The sequence below is a fragment of the Rhodococcus sp. ACPA4 genome, assembly GCF_002300185.1.
GTDB classification, from domain to species: domain Bacteria; phylum Actinomycetota; class Actinomycetes; order Mycobacteriales; family Mycobacteriaceae; genus Rhodococcus_F; species Rhodococcus_F globerula.
Genome location: NZ_NSDY01000001.1, coordinates 3,260,250 through 3,275,739, shown reverse-complemented (window position 1 = coordinate 3,275,739; position 15,490 = coordinate 3,260,250). Strand labels below are relative to the sequence as shown.

15 protein-coding genes are annotated in these 15,490 nt (G+C 62.8%); 6 read left to right on the top strand and 9 right to left on the bottom strand.

Features of this window, described 5'->3' with window-relative positions:
• Positions 1 to 5 precede the first annotated feature (5 nt).
• Together CJ178_RS14705 and trmB are read right to left on the bottom strand one after the other, a co-directional pair.
• Positions 6 to 713: an NYN domain-containing protein gene (locus tag CJ178_RS14705; protein WP_033231717.1), complete on the bottom strand. Its 708-nt coding sequence runs from the start codon at positions 711 to 713 to the stop codon at positions 6 to 8.
• Positions 710 to 1,468, bottom strand: coding sequence for a tRNA (guanosine(46)-N7)-methyltransferase TrmB (gene trmB / locus CJ178_RS14700; RefSeq protein ID WP_095887017.1), 759 nt, complete (start codon positions 1,466 to 1,468; stop codon positions 710 to 712). The genes CJ178_RS14705 and trmB overlap by 4 nt, the downstream gene beginning before the upstream one ends.
• A 172-nt stretch (positions 1,469 to 1,640) precedes the next feature.
• Here trmB and CJ178_RS14695 point away from each other — a divergent pair, with 172 nt between their 5' ends.
• The 6 genes from CJ178_RS14695 to epsC all read left to right on the top strand — a co-directional run bounded on the left by CJ178_RS14695 (position 1,641) and on the right by epsC (position 8,324).
• Positions 1,641 to 2,585, top strand: coding sequence for a hypothetical protein (locus CJ178_RS14695; protein WP_257013169.1), 945 nt, complete (start codon positions 1,641 to 1,643; stop codon positions 2,583 to 2,585).
• Positions 2,586 to 2,749: 164 nt separating this feature from the next.
• Complete coding sequence (locus CJ178_RS14690; protein ID WP_095887016.1) at positions 2,750 to 3,937, top strand: hypothetical protein; 1,188 nt, start codon at positions 2,750 to 2,752, stop codon at positions 3,935 to 3,937.
• A 122-nt stretch (positions 3,938 to 4,059) separates the two neighbouring features.
• On the top strand, positions 4,060 to 4,425 hold the full coding sequence (locus CJ178_RS14685; protein WP_051730283.1) for a DUF6802 family protein: 366 nt from the start codon (positions 4,060 to 4,062) through the stop codon (positions 4,423 to 4,425).
• Between the two features lie 352 nt (positions 4,426 to 4,777).
• Entirely contained in the window at positions 4,778 to 6,607 is a 1,830-nt protein-coding gene (locus CJ178_RS14680; RefSeq protein WP_033231714.1) for a phosphoenolpyruvate carboxykinase (GTP), read from the top strand.
• 197 nt (positions 6,608 to 6,804) lie between these two features.
• Positions 6,805 to 7,740: a cysteine synthase A gene (gene cysK, locus CJ178_RS14675; protein WP_045064648.1), complete on the top strand. Its 936-nt coding sequence runs from the start codon at positions 6,805 to 6,807 to the stop codon at positions 7,738 to 7,740.
• 5 nt (positions 7,741 to 7,745) lie between these two features.
• The gene (epsC, locus tag CJ178_RS14670) at positions 7,746 to 8,324 is read left to right on the top strand and encodes a serine O-acetyltransferase EpsC (protein ID WP_095887015.1); all 579 of its coding nucleotides are present in this window, start codon (positions 7,746 to 7,748) and stop codon (positions 8,322 to 8,324) included.
• Between the two features lie 58 nt (positions 8,325 to 8,382).
• On the opposite strand, the gene CJ178_RS14665 is transcribed toward epsC, so the two are convergent.
• From CJ178_RS14665 to CJ178_RS14635, 7 genes are all read right to left on the bottom strand, one after another.
• Positions 8,383 to 8,691 carry a hypothetical protein gene (locus CJ178_RS14665; RefSeq protein ID WP_095887014.1) on the bottom strand — a complete coding sequence of 103 codons (309 nt, stop codon included), beginning with the start codon at positions 8,689 to 8,691 and terminating at the stop codon, positions 8,383 to 8,385.
• 16 nt (positions 8,692 to 8,707) lie between these two features.
• Positions 8,708 to 9,655: a cation diffusion facilitator family transporter gene (locus CJ178_RS14660; protein WP_095887013.1), complete on the bottom strand. Its 948-nt coding sequence runs from the start codon at positions 9,653 to 9,655 to the stop codon at positions 8,708 to 8,710.
• Between the two features lie 119 nt (positions 9,656 to 9,774).
• On the bottom strand, positions 9,775 to 11,223 hold the full coding sequence (locus tag CJ178_RS14655) for an aldehyde dehydrogenase (RefSeq protein WP_095887012.1): 1,449 nt from the start codon (positions 11,221 to 11,223) through the stop codon (positions 9,775 to 9,777).
• Entirely contained in the window at positions 11,223 to 12,380 is a 1,158-nt protein-coding gene (locus CJ178_RS14650; protein WP_033231708.1) for a hypothetical protein, read from the bottom strand. The genes CJ178_RS14655 and CJ178_RS14650 overlap by 1 nt, the downstream gene beginning before the upstream one ends.
• 2 nt (positions 12,381 to 12,382) lie before the next feature.
• Positions 12,383 to 13,546 (bottom strand): phosphotransferase family protein, encoded by a 1,164-nt coding sequence (locus tag CJ178_RS14645; RefSeq protein ID WP_045064638.1) that lies wholly within the window; start codon positions 13,544 to 13,546, stop codon positions 12,383 to 12,385.
• Positions 13,547 to 13,679: 133 nt separating this feature from the next.
• Positions 13,680 to 14,570: an ROK family protein gene (locus CJ178_RS14640; RefSeq protein ID WP_095887011.1), complete on the bottom strand. Its 891-nt coding sequence runs from the start codon at positions 14,568 to 14,570 to the stop codon at positions 13,680 to 13,682.
• 1 nt (position 14,571) lies between these two features.
• Positions 14,572 to 15,378 (bottom strand): class I SAM-dependent methyltransferase, encoded by an 807-nt coding sequence (locus tag CJ178_RS14635; RefSeq protein ID WP_095887989.1) that lies wholly within the window; start codon positions 15,376 to 15,378, stop codon positions 14,572 to 14,574.
• Positions 15,379 to 15,490: the final 112 nt, after the last annotated feature.

Sequence of the window (15,490 nt, the reverse complement as noted above, 5' to 3'; positions counted from 1 at the left end):
AACTCCTACTCGGCAACACTTTTTCGCCCGATGAGCAGGGCGGAAAGCGGTCGGAACGGCTGCAACCAGGCGCCCTCGTCGGGCAAAGTATCCAGGCTTACCCGCGGCAGAGGCTCGCGGAAGACACCGGGAATGTCCTCGAGATCGACGAAGTCCAGGATGTCGGACGACACAGCCCAGCTGGCGTGCTCGCGGAATCCGAGTACCTGAACCGGAATGCCGGTCGCTGCGATGTCTTCCAACGGTTCGCGGAATGCTTGACCGTCGGCGGACGCGACCATGATTCCGGCCAGTCCCTCGCCGTACCGCAGAGCGATGTGCTCGAGCATGTCTGAATCGACATCGCTGTCCTCATCGACCTTCGGCTTGGCGAACACCGCAAAACCCACGTTACGCAACGCTTCGACCCATGGGCGCACAACGTCGGCGCTGCCCGTGGCGATGTTGGTGAAGACCGTTGCTTCGGGTTCGAGGTTGCCGGACTCACGCGCGGACAGTTCAGCGGTCCGTGACAGCAACCAACGTCCGAGTGCGTCGAATCGTGGCCGGTAGGCAGCGGTAGGTCGGCCGCCGAGGATGGCGCCGAGGCCCATGTCCAGGTTGGGGGCGTCCCACACCAGGAGAACCCGTTTGGGGTGGCGGGAGTCACGACCGAGGTCGAGGGGAGATCCTGACGACTCGAGGTCGTCGGATAACTGTTCGCTGACGCTCATGCTCTGATCTTCCCCCATATAAGCTCGGTAATTGCGCTTCCGACCTTATGGGCCTTGTCTTCGAACTTCGTGACTGGGCGCTCGTGGGTCATCGGTGATTCCCAGTCGAGAGCGCTCAAGAGCGGTTCGGCGTTTCCGGTTTCCTCGATCCACTCCGCGTATTCGGCGTGGTCGGTGGCAACGTGGAGGACTCCGCCTGGCTTGAGGCGATTGGCGATCAACGAGAACGTCGGGGCCTGCAACAGGCGACGCTTGTGATGGCGAGCCTTGGGCCACGGATCCGGGAAGAACACCCGAACACCCGTCAGCGACTCCGGGGCAATCATGTTTTCCAGTACGTCCATCGCGTCACCGCGCAGGACGCGGACGTTCGGGATCTCTTCGCGTTCGACCTGCTGGAGGAGTTGCGCGAGCCCGGGGCGGTAGACCTCGATGGCAATGAGATTGACGTGCGGTTCGGCTTTGGCCATCGCAGCGGTCGCGGTTCCGGTGCCCGATCCGATCTCGATGATCAGTGGGGTATCGCGTCCGAACCAGGCGGTCGCGTCGAGGGGAGTGTCGGACACATCGGCGCCGATAAGGGGCCACTGGCGGTCCCAGGACTTCTGCTGTGCGTCGGTCAGCGCACCCCTGCGCGAACGGAAACTTGTCACGCGCGGATGGAGACGGGAACCCTTGGAGTCTTCCGTCTCGCCCGCGTTCGGGGTTGGCAGTGCGTGCTGATCGGCTTCGTTCACGCGTCCATTGTCACGCATGACTGCCGTATAGCGCAGACGGGTCTGAAGTTCGAGTTGAGACTTTCTGGGAAAATTCCGGAGAACAGCCCGCGAAATCGGACAGCTGAACGTGAGATGACCTGCCGGGAACAGCCGTGTCGTCGTAAACCTGACAGAATCTGCCCATCACGAAGGGGAACGTGGGGTGGGGATGAACACAGGGGAAAATGTGAAGGTGTGGGCTCGAATTGTGCCCGCAGTCTCACTCGACGACGCTTGCGCGCCGCCGATGGACGAGTTGCGACGGCTTGCCTACCGGTTGATGTCGATCGATCAGCACGCCGCGGAGGCGGTGCATTCGATAGTCGGATCGTTGACAGCACCGCTGCAGGTACTGGTTGCCGGTCGTAGCGGAGTCGGCCGGTCCGCGGTGACCACGTTGCTCGAGAGTGATGTCTTCGCGAGCCATCGAGTGGGAGGCGCGCCGGTTATTCCGACGGAGACGAGGGCGTTCGACGTGCCCGGTGCGATAGATCCGGATCTGAGTAGTCACTGCGTTGTGGTCGTCGTGGTCGACGCACTCCGAGACGCAGATCGACGCGCGGTCGGTCGCGCGTCCGATCACTGCCTTGCCGTTCTGAACAAAGCCGACCACATCGGTGACGGGTGGGAGGATGCGCTCACGCGTGCAGCCGAGATTTCCGGTGAGCTCTCCGCCGTCACCGTTCCTCTGGTCGCGTTGACCGGACAAGGTCGAGAGGCGTTCTTCGGTGAGTTGTCGCCGCTACTCGAGATGTGGTGGTGGCGCAGAGTCGACGGAATTCGATCGATACTGGAGCGCGTTGCTGCCGGCGCCGAGGCGGCGGAGGTCGCCGGTGCCCGAGATGAGATCGAACAGTATCTACGGACCGATTCCGGTCTGATCTTTGCCGCGACGGGTGCGCTGGTGCGTCCGGAACTGCGTGGGTTTGTGGCAAGCGCACCGCCTGCGCCGACAACGGTCGAGGAAGTACGCAGATGCGCTCAGTGGTGGGGCGGGCCGACGCAACGTGAACATCGCGCATGGGCCGACGCGATATCGCTGGTCCACCGGGCGTACGTCAGGCGGTGGGTGCTTCTCGGCGGTGAGCGAGAGCGGTCGGAGATGAGCGCGTGAGCGATGTAGCTTCCGTGCTGCCGGCGGCGGTCCATCCTGTGGTTCGGAGATGGAACCCAGCTGGGCTCTCTGGTGATGTCGATGTCGCTTGGGCTGATGAATCATCAAGTAATGCAAGTGTTTTCGTTCTCGGCCTGCCGCGATGTGGTCGCGAAGAGGTCGAAATGCTCCTGAGCGTGGCGGGCCGATACACGAGCGTCGATCATGCAAGCGACGCCATCATCGTGCTGCTGGTGGTCGACGCGGCAAGTGTGATCGGGCGGGAAGAGTTGGAACTGCTCGACGAGTCCGGAGTGGGAGGCTTGCCGTTTGTGGTTGTGATGACCAAGACGGATGTGAACCCGGACTGGGAAGCGGTTCGTGACCGCGATCAGCGCATTCTTGCAGATCACAGTGATGTTTACGGTGGGGCGGCAATCATCGTCCTGTCCGAGCATGGCGGTGTCGCACCGTTGTTCCACGCCGTCGACGCAGTTCGTCGACGCGCCGTATCTCAGCCTGGCGGCGGTGTGATCGCGGAAACCCGACGGATGATCGACCTCGAGGTTCGAAACCTGCGCGAGAGCGATCCCGGCGGCGAACTGCGTGCGGAGCGCAGCGAATTACTCACCGACCGTGACGGTCGACGTAGTGAACGACTAGCTCAGATGAGGACCAGGCTCCAGCGCGCGCGAGCCGAACTTTCGCAGCAGATCGCGGACACCACTCGAACGACAGTGGCGTCGGCGCGCCTGTGGATCGACGAGTCCACCCGAAGCGAACTCGACAGTTTGCCGGCACGTCTGCAACACGAAGTCGAGAGCAACACAGTGGCTTTCGACGCTGCGATCGCCACAGCAGTCGGAATCGGCGAAACGGGTGTAAGCGTCGCACTCCCACATTTTCCCGACCACCCCGCGACACGGCCGCGTGGTAACGAAGAGCGCATCACCGTGTTGGTCGGTGCCTCGGCGGGGCTCGGTTTGGGGCGGATCGCGGTCATTCCGCTGGAGATGGTGCCGGCCCTGGACATCGCGAGCATTCCGGTAACTCTGGTGCTTGGCGCAACTGCGGCGTGGTGGTTGAGCCGCACGAGAGGCGTGGCGGCAGATCGGACGCACGCGCGTGCGTGGCTGGCGGAAACGATGGCCATCGTCAGAGCGCAATGGGAGCAGCGCGTGCTGAACCGGCTCCTTGACGCGGAAGTGGATCTCGGCAGCGCGATCCTGGCTGAGAGCCGAGAGCTGGTTGCGTCGGCGCAAGCGCGAATTGCGGAGATCGATGTCGAGCTCCGAGCACTGGGACAGGCACGTTCCGGACAATTGGCCGCCTGTGAACGTGACCTGGCAATTCTGAACGGTGCCGGGGCCTGAACGAGTTGTCCACAGGCCCGGATTTTTGTCGGTGACTGTCGACGGAAATCTGGTAGTACTGATGCATCTCGGTAGGGGTTGCCGGGAGAAGACACCAGCAAGATCAAGCACAGGGGGAAGTAATGGACGGATTTCTGATCACCGCCGACGTCGTCGACATGGGACGGTTCGACGTGCCGGCAGATCATCTACCGGCAGAGGGCATCGACCCGGCAACGTTCGGACCGGGTACGGGGACTGTCGACGTCGGTGATCTGACGACGACATTCGACGCATTCGATCTCGATGGCGACGGGATCGTCGACAGTCGCGTCGTGTCGCCGGACAACGATGCAGCTGCCATCGTCGTGGTGTCGGATTTCGATCGTGACGGCGCTGCCGACCGCGTGACGATGGTGGAGTCGGACGGAGACTTCGCGGCGTGGGAATGCCACCGAGACACGCACGGTGCGTTGGTGTGGGATCGCATCGATTCTGGCACTGTGTGACACCGAAAATAGGCACTGCGTGACACGCAAAATAGGCACTGAGTGACGTACCTAGAGGACTGTTCGCCTTGCGATCCGGGACCGTTTGCCTCTATTCGAAGCCGGGTACGCGTTGTGGATACACCATCTGAATCGTTTCTGTGACATTTCTGACCGCACCCGATTACCTGCAGGTGAACAGCCAGCGTTAACCTCAGTACATAGGACACCCGGCGTCCGTGAAATCCACGTGAGTGGATGACGCGGCTGGACCCCGTCGAGAGGGGGACACCGGGATCAACTGGTATCGGGGAGCTGCAGTTTGCATCCGGTGTCACGAGAACCCGGTTCCGGCTCACCCCAGGAGAGTTTGATGACCTCAGCGACCATTCCCGGTCTCAACGGAACTGACGGCACGCCCCCCACGCAGCACAAGGAACTGCTTGCATGGGTGCAAGAGGTTGCCGAACTCACCCAGCCCGCTCGCGTCGTCTTTGCGGACGGCTCGGACGAAGAGTGGGACCGGCTGACCGACAAGCTGGTCGAGGCAGGCACGTTCACGCGCCTCAACGACGAGAAGAAGCCGAACTCGTTCCTCGGTAATTCCGATCCTTCCGATGTGGCTCGCGTCGAATCGCGCACCTACATCTGCTCGAAGGAAGAAATCGACGCAGGCCCCACCAACAACTGGATGGACCCGTCGGAGATGCGCACCCTCATGGGTGACCTGTACCGCGGTTCCATGCGTGGACGCACCATGTACGTCGTGCCGTTCTGCATGGGTCCCCTCGACGCCGAGGATCCGAAGCTGGGTGTCGAGCTCACGGACTCCGAGTACGTCGTCGTCTCCATGCGCGTCATGACCCGCATGGGCAGCAAGGTTCTCGACAAGCTCGGCACCGACGGATTCTTCGTCAAGGCGCTGCACTCGTTGGGCGCTCCGCTCGCCGATGGCGAAGCCGATGTCGCGTGGCCGTGCAACGACACCAAGTACATCACTCACTTCCCCGAGGATCGTGAGATCTGGAGCTTCGGTTCCGGCTACGGCGGAAACGCTCTCCTCGGCAAGAAGTGCTACTCGCTGCGTATCGCTTCGGCAATGGCGCACGACGAGGGCTGGCTGGCCGAGCACATGCTCATCCTCAAGCTGATCTCCCCCGAGGACAAGGCCTACTACATCGCGGCGGCATTCCCGTCCGCATGTGGCAAGACCAACCTCGCGATGATCCAGCCGACCATCCCCGGATGGCGTGCCGAGACTCTCGGTGACGACATCGCGTGGATGCGTTTCGGTGACGACGGACAGCTGTACGCCGTCAACCCCGAATTCGGTTTCTTCGGCGTGGCACCGGGCACCAACTGGTCCTCGAACCCCAACGCGATGCGCACCATCGACCAGGGCAACACGGTGTTCACCAACGTTGCACTGACCGACGACGGCGACGTCTGGTGGGAAGGCCTCGAAGGCGACCCGCAGCACCTGATCGACTGGAAGGGCAACGAGTGGACGCCTGAATCCGGTACGCAGGCCGCTCACCCCAACTCGCGTTACTGCACCCCGATGTCGCAGTGCCCGATCATGGCTCCCGAGTGGGACGACCCGAAGGGCGTGCCGATCTCGGCAATCCTGTTCGGTGGACGTCGTAAGACGACGGTTCCGCTGGTCACCGAGGCCCGCGACTGGCAGCACGGCGTCTTCATGGGTGCCACGGTCGGCTCCGAGCAGACCGCAGCAGCCGAAGGCCAGGTCGGTACGGTTCGCCGCGACCCGATGGCAATGCTTCCGTTCCTCGGCTACAACGTGGGCGACTACTTCCAGCACTGGATCGACCTCGGCAAGTCTGCCGACGAGTCCAAGCTGCCCAAGGTCTTCTACGTGAACTGGTTCCGCCGCGGCGACGACGGACGCTTCCTGTGGCCAGGCTTCGGCGAGAACTCTCGCGTCCTGAAGTGGATCGTCGAGCGTATCGAGCACAAGGCTGCCGGTATCGACACCCCGATCGGCGTCGTTCCCACGGGATCGGCACTCGACATCGACGGCTTGGACGTGTCGGACGCCGACATCACCGAGGCCCTCGCCGTGAACATCGACGAGTGGAAGGCCGAGATCCCGCTGATCGAGGAGTGGTTCGACTTCGTCGGCGAGAAGCTGCCCACCGGTATCCGTGACGAGTTCGAAGCTCTGAAGCAGCGCCTGGGCTGAGTCCCTCGCGATTCTGTTCTGCGTAACCCGAATGCCGCATCTGATCGAACAGATGCGGCATTCGGCATTCGAGGAGATTATTTTGGTAGTTCTCGGGTTTTTACCGGCCCGGTTGAGCTATAGGACACACCGAATGATGCAATAACGTCATTAACGAAACGACCCGGTCGACACTGCGGCCACATGGAGGTACGGAAATGACCGGTATTTACAACAACGTCACCGAATTGGTCGGGCGCACCCCGCTGGTGCGACTCAACCGCCTGACCGAGGGTCTGGACGCACAGGTTGTAGTGAAGCTCGAGTTCTACAATCCGGCCAACAGCGTCAAGGACCGGATCGGTGTTGCGATCATCGACGCTGCCGAGAAGTCCGGAGCACTCAAGCCCGGCGGAACCATCGTCGAGGGCACCAGTGGTAACACCGGTATCGCACTTGCCATGGTCGGCGCTGCTCGTGGCTACAAGGTCATCCTGACCATGCCGGAGACGATGTCCACCGAGCGTCGCGTCATGCTGCGTGCGTACGGCGCCGAGATCGTGCTGACCCCGGGCTCCGAGGGCATGGCCGGCGCAGTCGCCAAGGCCAAGGAAATTGTCGAGCAGACTGAAAACGCTGTCTCGGCCAGCCAGTTCGCAAACCCCGCCAACCCGGCCATCCACGAGGTGACGACCGGTGAAGAGGTCTGGGCCGACACTGACGGCGCCGTCGACATCTTCGTTTCCGGTATCGGCACCGGCGGCACCATCACCGGCGTCGGACGCACTCTCAAGAAGTACAAGCCCGAGGTCAAGATCGTCGGCGTTGAGCCCGTCGATTCGCCGATCCTCAACGGTGGCCAGCCCGGCCCCCACAAGATCCAGGGAATCGGTGCGAACTTCGTACCCGAGATCCTCGATCGTGAAATCTACGACGAGATCATCGACGTCTCGTTCCCCGATTCCATCGAGGTCGCTCGCGCTCTCGGAACTCAGGAAGGCATCCTGGGTGGCATCTCGTCCGGCGCCATCGTGTGGGCCGCCCTCGAGTTGGCAAAGCGCCCCGAGAATGCGGGCAAGCTGATCGTGGCGGTTGTTTGCGACTTCGGTGAGCGTTACATCTCCACCCCACTGTTCGAACACATCCGGGACTGAGATACGTGAGTATCCTCGGCGTCATTCGCGAGGACCTACAGGCTGCGCGCGGTCAGGATCCTGCCGCGCGCAGCAATGTGGAGAATGCCCTCGTTTACTCAGGGCTGCATGCCATCTGGTCGCATCGGATCGCACATAAGCTGTGGGCTGTGCCCGCTCTGCGCGGTCCGGCCCGGGTGTTGTCGCAGCTGACACGTTTTGCCACGGGCATCGAGATTCATCCCGGCGCGACCATCGGTCGACGGTTTTTCATCGACCACGGCATGGGCGTCGTAATCGGTGAGACGGCTGAAATCGGCAACGACGTCATGCTTTATCACGGTGTCACGCTCGGCGGCCGTTCACTCGAGCAGGTCAAGCGCCATCCGACGCTCGGCGATCGGGTCACCGTGGGTGCGGGTGCCAAGATCCTGGGACCTGTTCTCATCGGCGAAGGTAGTGCTATCGGCGCCAATGCTGTTGTGACGCGTGATGTTCCGGCCGATTCCATTGCAACGGGTATTCCGGCAGTGGCTCGGCCGCGGACCGCCAAGGAGAAGTTGGTGGATCCGAACAGCTACATCGATCCTGCGATGTACATCTGACTCTGTTCTGACGGTGGCCGCCCCTCGTTTCGACGGTGGGCGGCCATCGGCGTCTGTTTCAGGCTCGCGTCAGGCGCCATCCGCGGCGCCCTATCAGTGCCGCCGTCAGAGCGCCCAAACCTGCTCCGAGGAACGGGAAGCTGGCGAGGATGAACCAATTCCTCGACGCATTCGATTGAGAATCGAAGTAGAGGTTCAGCGACGATTCGTAATCCCGGCTCATCTGCACATTTGTTAGCGGTGCGTACCCTCCCTGGTACACGATCTCCTTGTCCGAACTGGTCATCACGTCGATCAGGACGCCCAACAAGGGAATTCCCCCGACGACAAATCCGAGGACCATCAGGACAACGACCAGAGCGCGCATCAAATGAGCGTATCGCTCAGGCGGTGATCGACGGTTCTTCCGGTGTCGAGAGCGTCAGGATCGCCCGTACGACGCGTGGGCTCTGCTCGAGTGTGCGCTCGAGTTCGCGCAGTGTGTGGGCTACTCGAGATTCGGCGTAGTCCCCGACGACATCGATGCTGGCAACCAGGTACACCTGCCGTGGCCCGAGGTATTCCATGCGCAGGAACGTGATTCGGTTGACGTCGGGTAGCTGTGTCAGTGCTTCGATGCCGGCGGCGCGCAGGGTCGGTGACGCTTCCTCACCGACCAGAAAACGTCGGTTGCGGTCGATCAGGATAATCGCGATGACGCCGAGCAGGATGCCCACGCAGATGGATCCGAGGGCGTCGGGGATCGGTGAACCAGTGATCTGGTGAAGCAGGACGCCCGCGAACGCGATGATCAAACCGATAAGTGCCGCAGCATCTTCGGCGAACACAGCCCGGGTAGTGGGGTCGGACGTGTTGAGGGCTTGTGTCAGAACGTCGCTGTTGACGGCCGAAGCTTCTGCCCGTAATTGTTTGTAGGCCTGGCGGAACGAGATGCCTTCGAGGATGAAGGAGACGCCGAGGACTGCGTAGGCAACTCCGAAATCGGTGGCCGGTTCCGAATGGAACAGTTCCTGGACTCCGTGGGTGATCGACACTCCGGCACCAAGCGCAAAGAGTCCGAGGGCCGCGAACATCGACCAGATGTAGGCTTCGCGGCCGTAGCCGAGGGGTTGATCGCGATCGGGAACGCGTTTGGATCGCCGGTTTGCGATGAGGAGCAGGATCTCGTTGCCGGTGTCGGCCCACGAGTGGGTGGCCTCGGCAACCATCGACGCCGATCCGGTGACGATCGCGGCCGCTGTTTTTGCTCCGGCGATCAGCGCGTTTGCGGCAAAGGCCAGGACAACGGTGGTGGTGCTCTCGTCAGCCGATGCTTCCGTTTCGGTGGTCACGGAGCTAAGGCTAAGCCCGCTCGGACGGTTATGTCTGGGGAGTGAGCACAGCTTCTATGAAGTGAGCACCCCTTCCGTCGTGCTGGAAGGGGTGCTCACTGTGTGCAACGGGTGCTAACTCAGCTCGTGTATCCGGGCGGCATGAGCACGGACTTGGTTTCGCAGAAGGCTTCGAGGCCCTCAGGTCCGTTCTCGCGGCCGATTCCGGAGTTCTTGTAACCGCCGAACGGTGAACCGGCGTCGAAGGCGTACCAGTTGATCGCGTAGGTGCCCGTACGGATCTGCGCCGCGATTTCGAGGCCGTGATCGATGTCGGTGGTCCAGACGGATCCGGCGAGGCCGTAGTCGGAATCGTTGGCGATCTTGACGGCCTCGTCCTCGGAGTCGTACGGAATCACCGAGAGGACGGGTCCGAAGATCTCTTCGCGGGCGATGGTCATGGAGTTGTCGACGTCGGCGAAGATAGTCGGCTCGACGTACCAGCCCTTGTCGAGTCCGGCGGGACGACCGCCGCCGAGGACCAGTCGAGCGCCCTCTTCCTGCCCCTTGGCGATGTAGCCCTCGACGCGCTCGCGCTGCTTTTCGGAGATCAGCGGGCCCAGCTGCGCGGCCGGATCGGACGGATCGCCGACGGTCATGTAACCGGCCGCGGTCTTGAGTCCCTCGATGACCTCGTCGTAACGTGAACGGGGAGCGAGGATTCGGGTCTGCGCGACGCACGCCTGACCGGTGTTCATCAGGCCGGACATGACAAGCATCGGCATTCCGGCAGCGAGATCGGCGTCCTCGAGGATGATGGCGGCGGACTTGCCACCGAGTTCGAGGGAGCAGCGCTTGAGGTTCTGGGCGGCGATGGCGCCGATCTTGCGCCCGACCGCGCTGGAGCCGGTGAAGGTGATCTTGTCGATGTCAGGATGCGAGACGAGGTATTCGCCGGTCTCGGCGCCGCCGGGGAGCACGGAGATGACGCCGGCGGGAACGCCTGCCTCAGCGAAGATCTCCGCGATCACATGGACCGAGAGCGGTGACTCGGGGGCCGGCTTGAGCAGGACGGTGCAGCCGGCGAGCAGCGCGGGGGCCAGCTTGTTGATCGCGAGGAACAGCGGAACATTCCACGCGAGAACGGCAGCGACAACGCCGACGGGCTCGCGGGTGACCTTGGTCTGCCCGAAGGCGCCGGTGCGCTTCTCTTCCCACGCGAACTTGTCGGCGAGTTCGGAGTAGAAACCGAGCGTCGCCATCGACGGGGTCTGCTGCATCATGCCGACCATGGCGGGTGGCTGGCCCATCTCGTTTGAGATGAGCTGGTTGAGATCTGCGCTGCGCTCTTCGAGGAGCTTGGCTGCCTTCGCGAGGATCGCACCGCGCTCGGAAGGGGTCGTCTTGGCCCACGGTCCGTTGTCGAAAGCGTTGCGCGCAGCGGAGACTGCGGCGTCGATGTCTGCCGGAGCGGCGACGGGACAGCTTCCGACGCGCTCCTCCGTTGCCGGTGAGAACACCTCGAGTACCTGGTCGGTGGCGGGGGCTACCCACTCGCCGCCGATGTAGAGCTTGTCGTAGTTCGTCATCACAATCTTTCCTCGGTGTTGTCGGTCTCGCGCTCTGGTGCCATATCGATGAAACTGGTGAAGCCGTAACGCTCGTGGGGTCCGATGGCAGCGACTTCGAAAAGGCCGGTGCCGTCGAAGGTCTGGTCACCCTCGGTGAGATGGAATTTGCTGAGATTGTCCACGGGGGAGAACATGCGCTGCATGGGTTCGAATTCGTGGACCTTGTGCCGTAGGCCTTGGACAACCAGTTCGCCTTGCCACATGCCGTGGCGCCAGTCCTGTTCGAGGCCGTACCCGGTGCCGATGCCGATGTGGTTGGCCAGCAACAGTTCACAGTCGACGGTCAGAACCTCACCGCTGGGCCGGTGGAAGGTGAGGGTAGCTCCGGTGACGTCGCGGGTGGCGGGGCAGAAGATCAGGTCGTGCTCGGGTCGGCCGAGCCATTCCGGATCGCGTCCTTCTTCTGGCCAGATTCGCATCGCTTCCTCGACGATGCGACGGCCTTGCTCGTCTTCCTGCATGATGACCGAGATGGTGAACTCGTCGAACTGCATGACGGAGTAGATCCAGAAGAAGTTCTGGATACCGTCGACGGCGCGTCGGCCGGGTGGCTCGGCTTCACCGACCGGCCGTACGCCCCAGGAGCGGTCACGATTTCCGCGCCAGGTATCGGGGTCGATCGAGATTTTTTCCCCGTCGACGGTGAGGTTGCCGGTCCACGTTCCGGTCTGCAGGAAACGGGACGTGTCGAAGGTGACGCGTTCGAGTTGGCGTCGAAAGTGCTTGGGCTCGAGCGCTGCCGGGATGGTGGCGTCGAAGGTGATGTCGAAGGAGAGATCGTATTCGCTGCTGGGTTCGAGGACGACACGAAGTTTCTGCAGGCCCTCCAGCACTTCGATGCGCAGTGGTCCGACCGTGGTGTCGGTGCGATCGGCGCCCAGGGCTTTCGACATGCGGGCCACGATGTGGTGATCCCCGTGGCGTAGGACGGCAAAACCGTCCATGACACCGAGATTGGGGTACTGGCCCAGACCGACGATGAGGAAGGTGTCGTTGTTGCCGGTGGGGTAGCAGTTGAAGTAGTAGCGGTCGTAGAAGTTTCGGTCCGAGGTGGCGACGTGGCGGACCGGTTCCGCGATCTGGTGAATGGGGTAATCGTCCATCGGCGACAACATGGTCAGTTCAACCTCTCCCAGTAAGTGCCGTCGAGCATCGCGGTGAGCGATGCGCGGTGCATGATCATGTCGTCGGGGTCTGCGGGTTGCTCAGCTTGACCGAAAGCTATGGCACGGGCCTGAATTCGCCACATGATGACGGCCTGGCGCAGCGCTGCGTACGTAACGTAGAACTCCAGATCGTGTGGTGTGTGACCGGTGATGTCGGCGTAAGTTGCCGCGATGTCCGGCAGTCGCAGGAAGTCGGGAAGACCGGGCAGGTTTGCCAACCCGGCAATGTCCTCGAAGAACCTGTGCAGGAAGGCCATCCAGCCCAGGTCCATCTCACGCGGGCCGAGAGTTGCCATTTCCCAGTCGAGTACGGCAACTGGTGCAAAGTCCTGGTACATGACGTTGCCGATGCGTGAGTCGCCCCAACAGAGCACGGCCGGTGAATCGTCGGCGGGATTGTGTGCTTCGACCCAGTCGAGTGCCCGCTCGATGAGTGGCGATCGGACGCCATCCTTGACGACCCACTCGTAGTATGCGCGCTGCTCGGCGATGTGCGCCGAGAATGCCTCTCGCGCAGTCGGTCCCGAACCAGGCAGTTGGAGGAAATCGAAGCGCTCGATCGGATTGTCGATGGCGTGCAATTGCGCCAGGACGTCGACCGAGTTCTGCTGGAGGGTCTTTCGCTGCGCCGGGGACGCTTCGGTGACCCACGATCCGAAGTTGTACGGCATGACGTCGGGAGGTACGTCACCGGAGATGCGCTCCATGACGAAGAACGGCGCACCCAACGCATCCGGGTCGGATTCGGACCAGTACACCGTCGGCACGGGCACCGCGGAGTGCTCGTGCACCTGCGCCATGGTGCGGAACTGGGATTCGAGGTCGTAGGTCGGAAACACCGGCATGGTGGTCTCTGCCGGGGCGACACGGGCGACCAGCGGATGATGATCGCCGTCCCAGGTCGCGTCGAAGAGGATGGTTTCGCTGGACATGCCGTTGGCTGCGGGCAGGGTGACATCGGCGACGGTCACGGTGGATCCGGCCGGCACCTTCCCGGCCATCCAGCGTTCCAGGCGTTCGCGGAGGTCTTCGGTGTCGCGGAGGGAATCACTTGGTCGGGCGACCTGTGCGTGATGCTCGGCTTCTGTCGAGGAAACATCGGGGCTCACGGTCACCTCCTTCCCGCTTGTGTCACGCGCAATGCCCGTAACGGTGTGAGTCAGAACACTAAAACACGTTACAGAAATTGGGAACAGGTGGCACCCGTTTAGTGGGACTCCCTGCGGATTTCTCGGAGAAGAACGCGTGTCAGATGGCGGCGACGAGCGACAGGAGCCCCGCGCCGGTCAGAGTTCCACGCTCACCCAACTCGGCGGAGACGATTCTTAGGTCCTCGATGAACGACAAACGGGCATGTCGGGCAGCCGATTCGCGGAGAGGTTCCCACAAGGTTGAGCCGGACTGGGAAAATCCGCCGCCCACCACCGCAAGATTTACATCCAGGAGTGCTGCAGCCGACGCGATGGCAACACCCAGCGCGGTTCCGGCACGGTGAAGCGCTGCCCGGGCGAGGGCGTCGCCGCGGTGGGCGTCGTCGGCAAGCTCGAGGCCGGTGGTGCCGGTCCACCCCTGACTGCGAGCCCAACGAACTGCTGCCGGACCACTCGCGACCGTCTCGAGGCAGCCGACGCCACCGCACGAGCAGGGTTCGTCGGCTCCAGGGACAACAAGGTGCCCGATGTGGCCGGCATTTCCCGTACGACCAGGTGCGATGCGACCGCCAAGGACAACTCCGCCGCCGACGCCGGTGGAGACGACCAGACTCAACAGGTCCAGGGTTCCGCGTCCGGCGCCGTGGTGATGTTCGGCCAGTGCGGCGGCAGCCCCGTCCATGGCCAGAGCGGTTCGAGCGCCCGGGAAAACCCTGCGTACCGCGTCCTGCAGGGGGAAGCCGCCAGCCCACTCGGAGATGTTGATGGGTGCCACAACACCGCCGACGGTATCGACCGGGCCGGCGCAGGCGATTCCGACGGCGTCAACCGCGCGTCCGTCGGCAACGTTCTGAAGTAATGCCGCGCAGGCTGCCCACGTATCCGTTTTCGGTGTGGGAACCGTGCGGAATTCGGGAACGCACCCGTCCTCGGAAGCCAAACCGGCAGCCATCTTGGTGCCGCCGATGTCGAGGGCGAGGCGAATCACGTCAACGCTTCTCGAGGACCACAACGAGGTTGCTCACGAGGAATTCGCGAAGGCCGGGAACACGAACCATCCACCACGCCCAGGACGGGTGATATCGGGGGATCGCGGCGAGTAGTTCACCTTGGTCTGTTCCGCGGGCCCAGCGCAAACCGTCGGTGGCACCCACTTTGAACAGGGACTCTCCGTACCTGTTCTTCGGTTCGCGGCCGGTTGTGCGGCGGTACCGCTTGGCTGCGTATTCACCACCGAAAGCGTGCCACGGACCGGTCTCGTGCCCTCCGAACGGACCCCACCACAGGGTGTACGAGAGGACCATCAGTCCGCCGGGTTTGGTGACGCGCAGCATTTCCTCCGCCATGAGCCACGGCTCGCTGACGTGTTCCGCCACGTTCGAGGAGAAGCAGATATCGACCGACGAATCCCGAAAGGGCAACGCCAGGCCTGATCCGCGCACCGCGCCGCCGACGGTCAGGCCCGCGGCATGCATTTCCGACGGATCGGGTTCGACCGGGATGTAGCTGGCACCGGCAGCTTGGAACACTTCCGCGAAGTAGCCCGGTCCGCCGCCGACGTCGAGGACGGTGAGGCCGTCGAGCGTGTGACCGGTGTGACCTTCATGCAGGTCGGAGATCAATTCGACGGAATCGCGAGCGAGCGCGCCGTAGAAGATGTCAGGCGCGGTCTGCTCGTGGCGGAAGTCGCTGAGCAAGCCGACGGATCGTTTGAGGGTTGCCCGTCGGCCGAAAATGCGGGTCACTGCGGGCTTGGTCACGAGAATCAACTTTAGCGACTGCGACTTCTGCTCCATGAACACCGTCAATTTCACTGTGAGGAGCGCGGCACTACGGACGCGGAAACAGTTAGGGTGTTCCGCAGGGTTACCGACCGGTCAGGGTGGGCATCCCCCGCAGGACCACTCG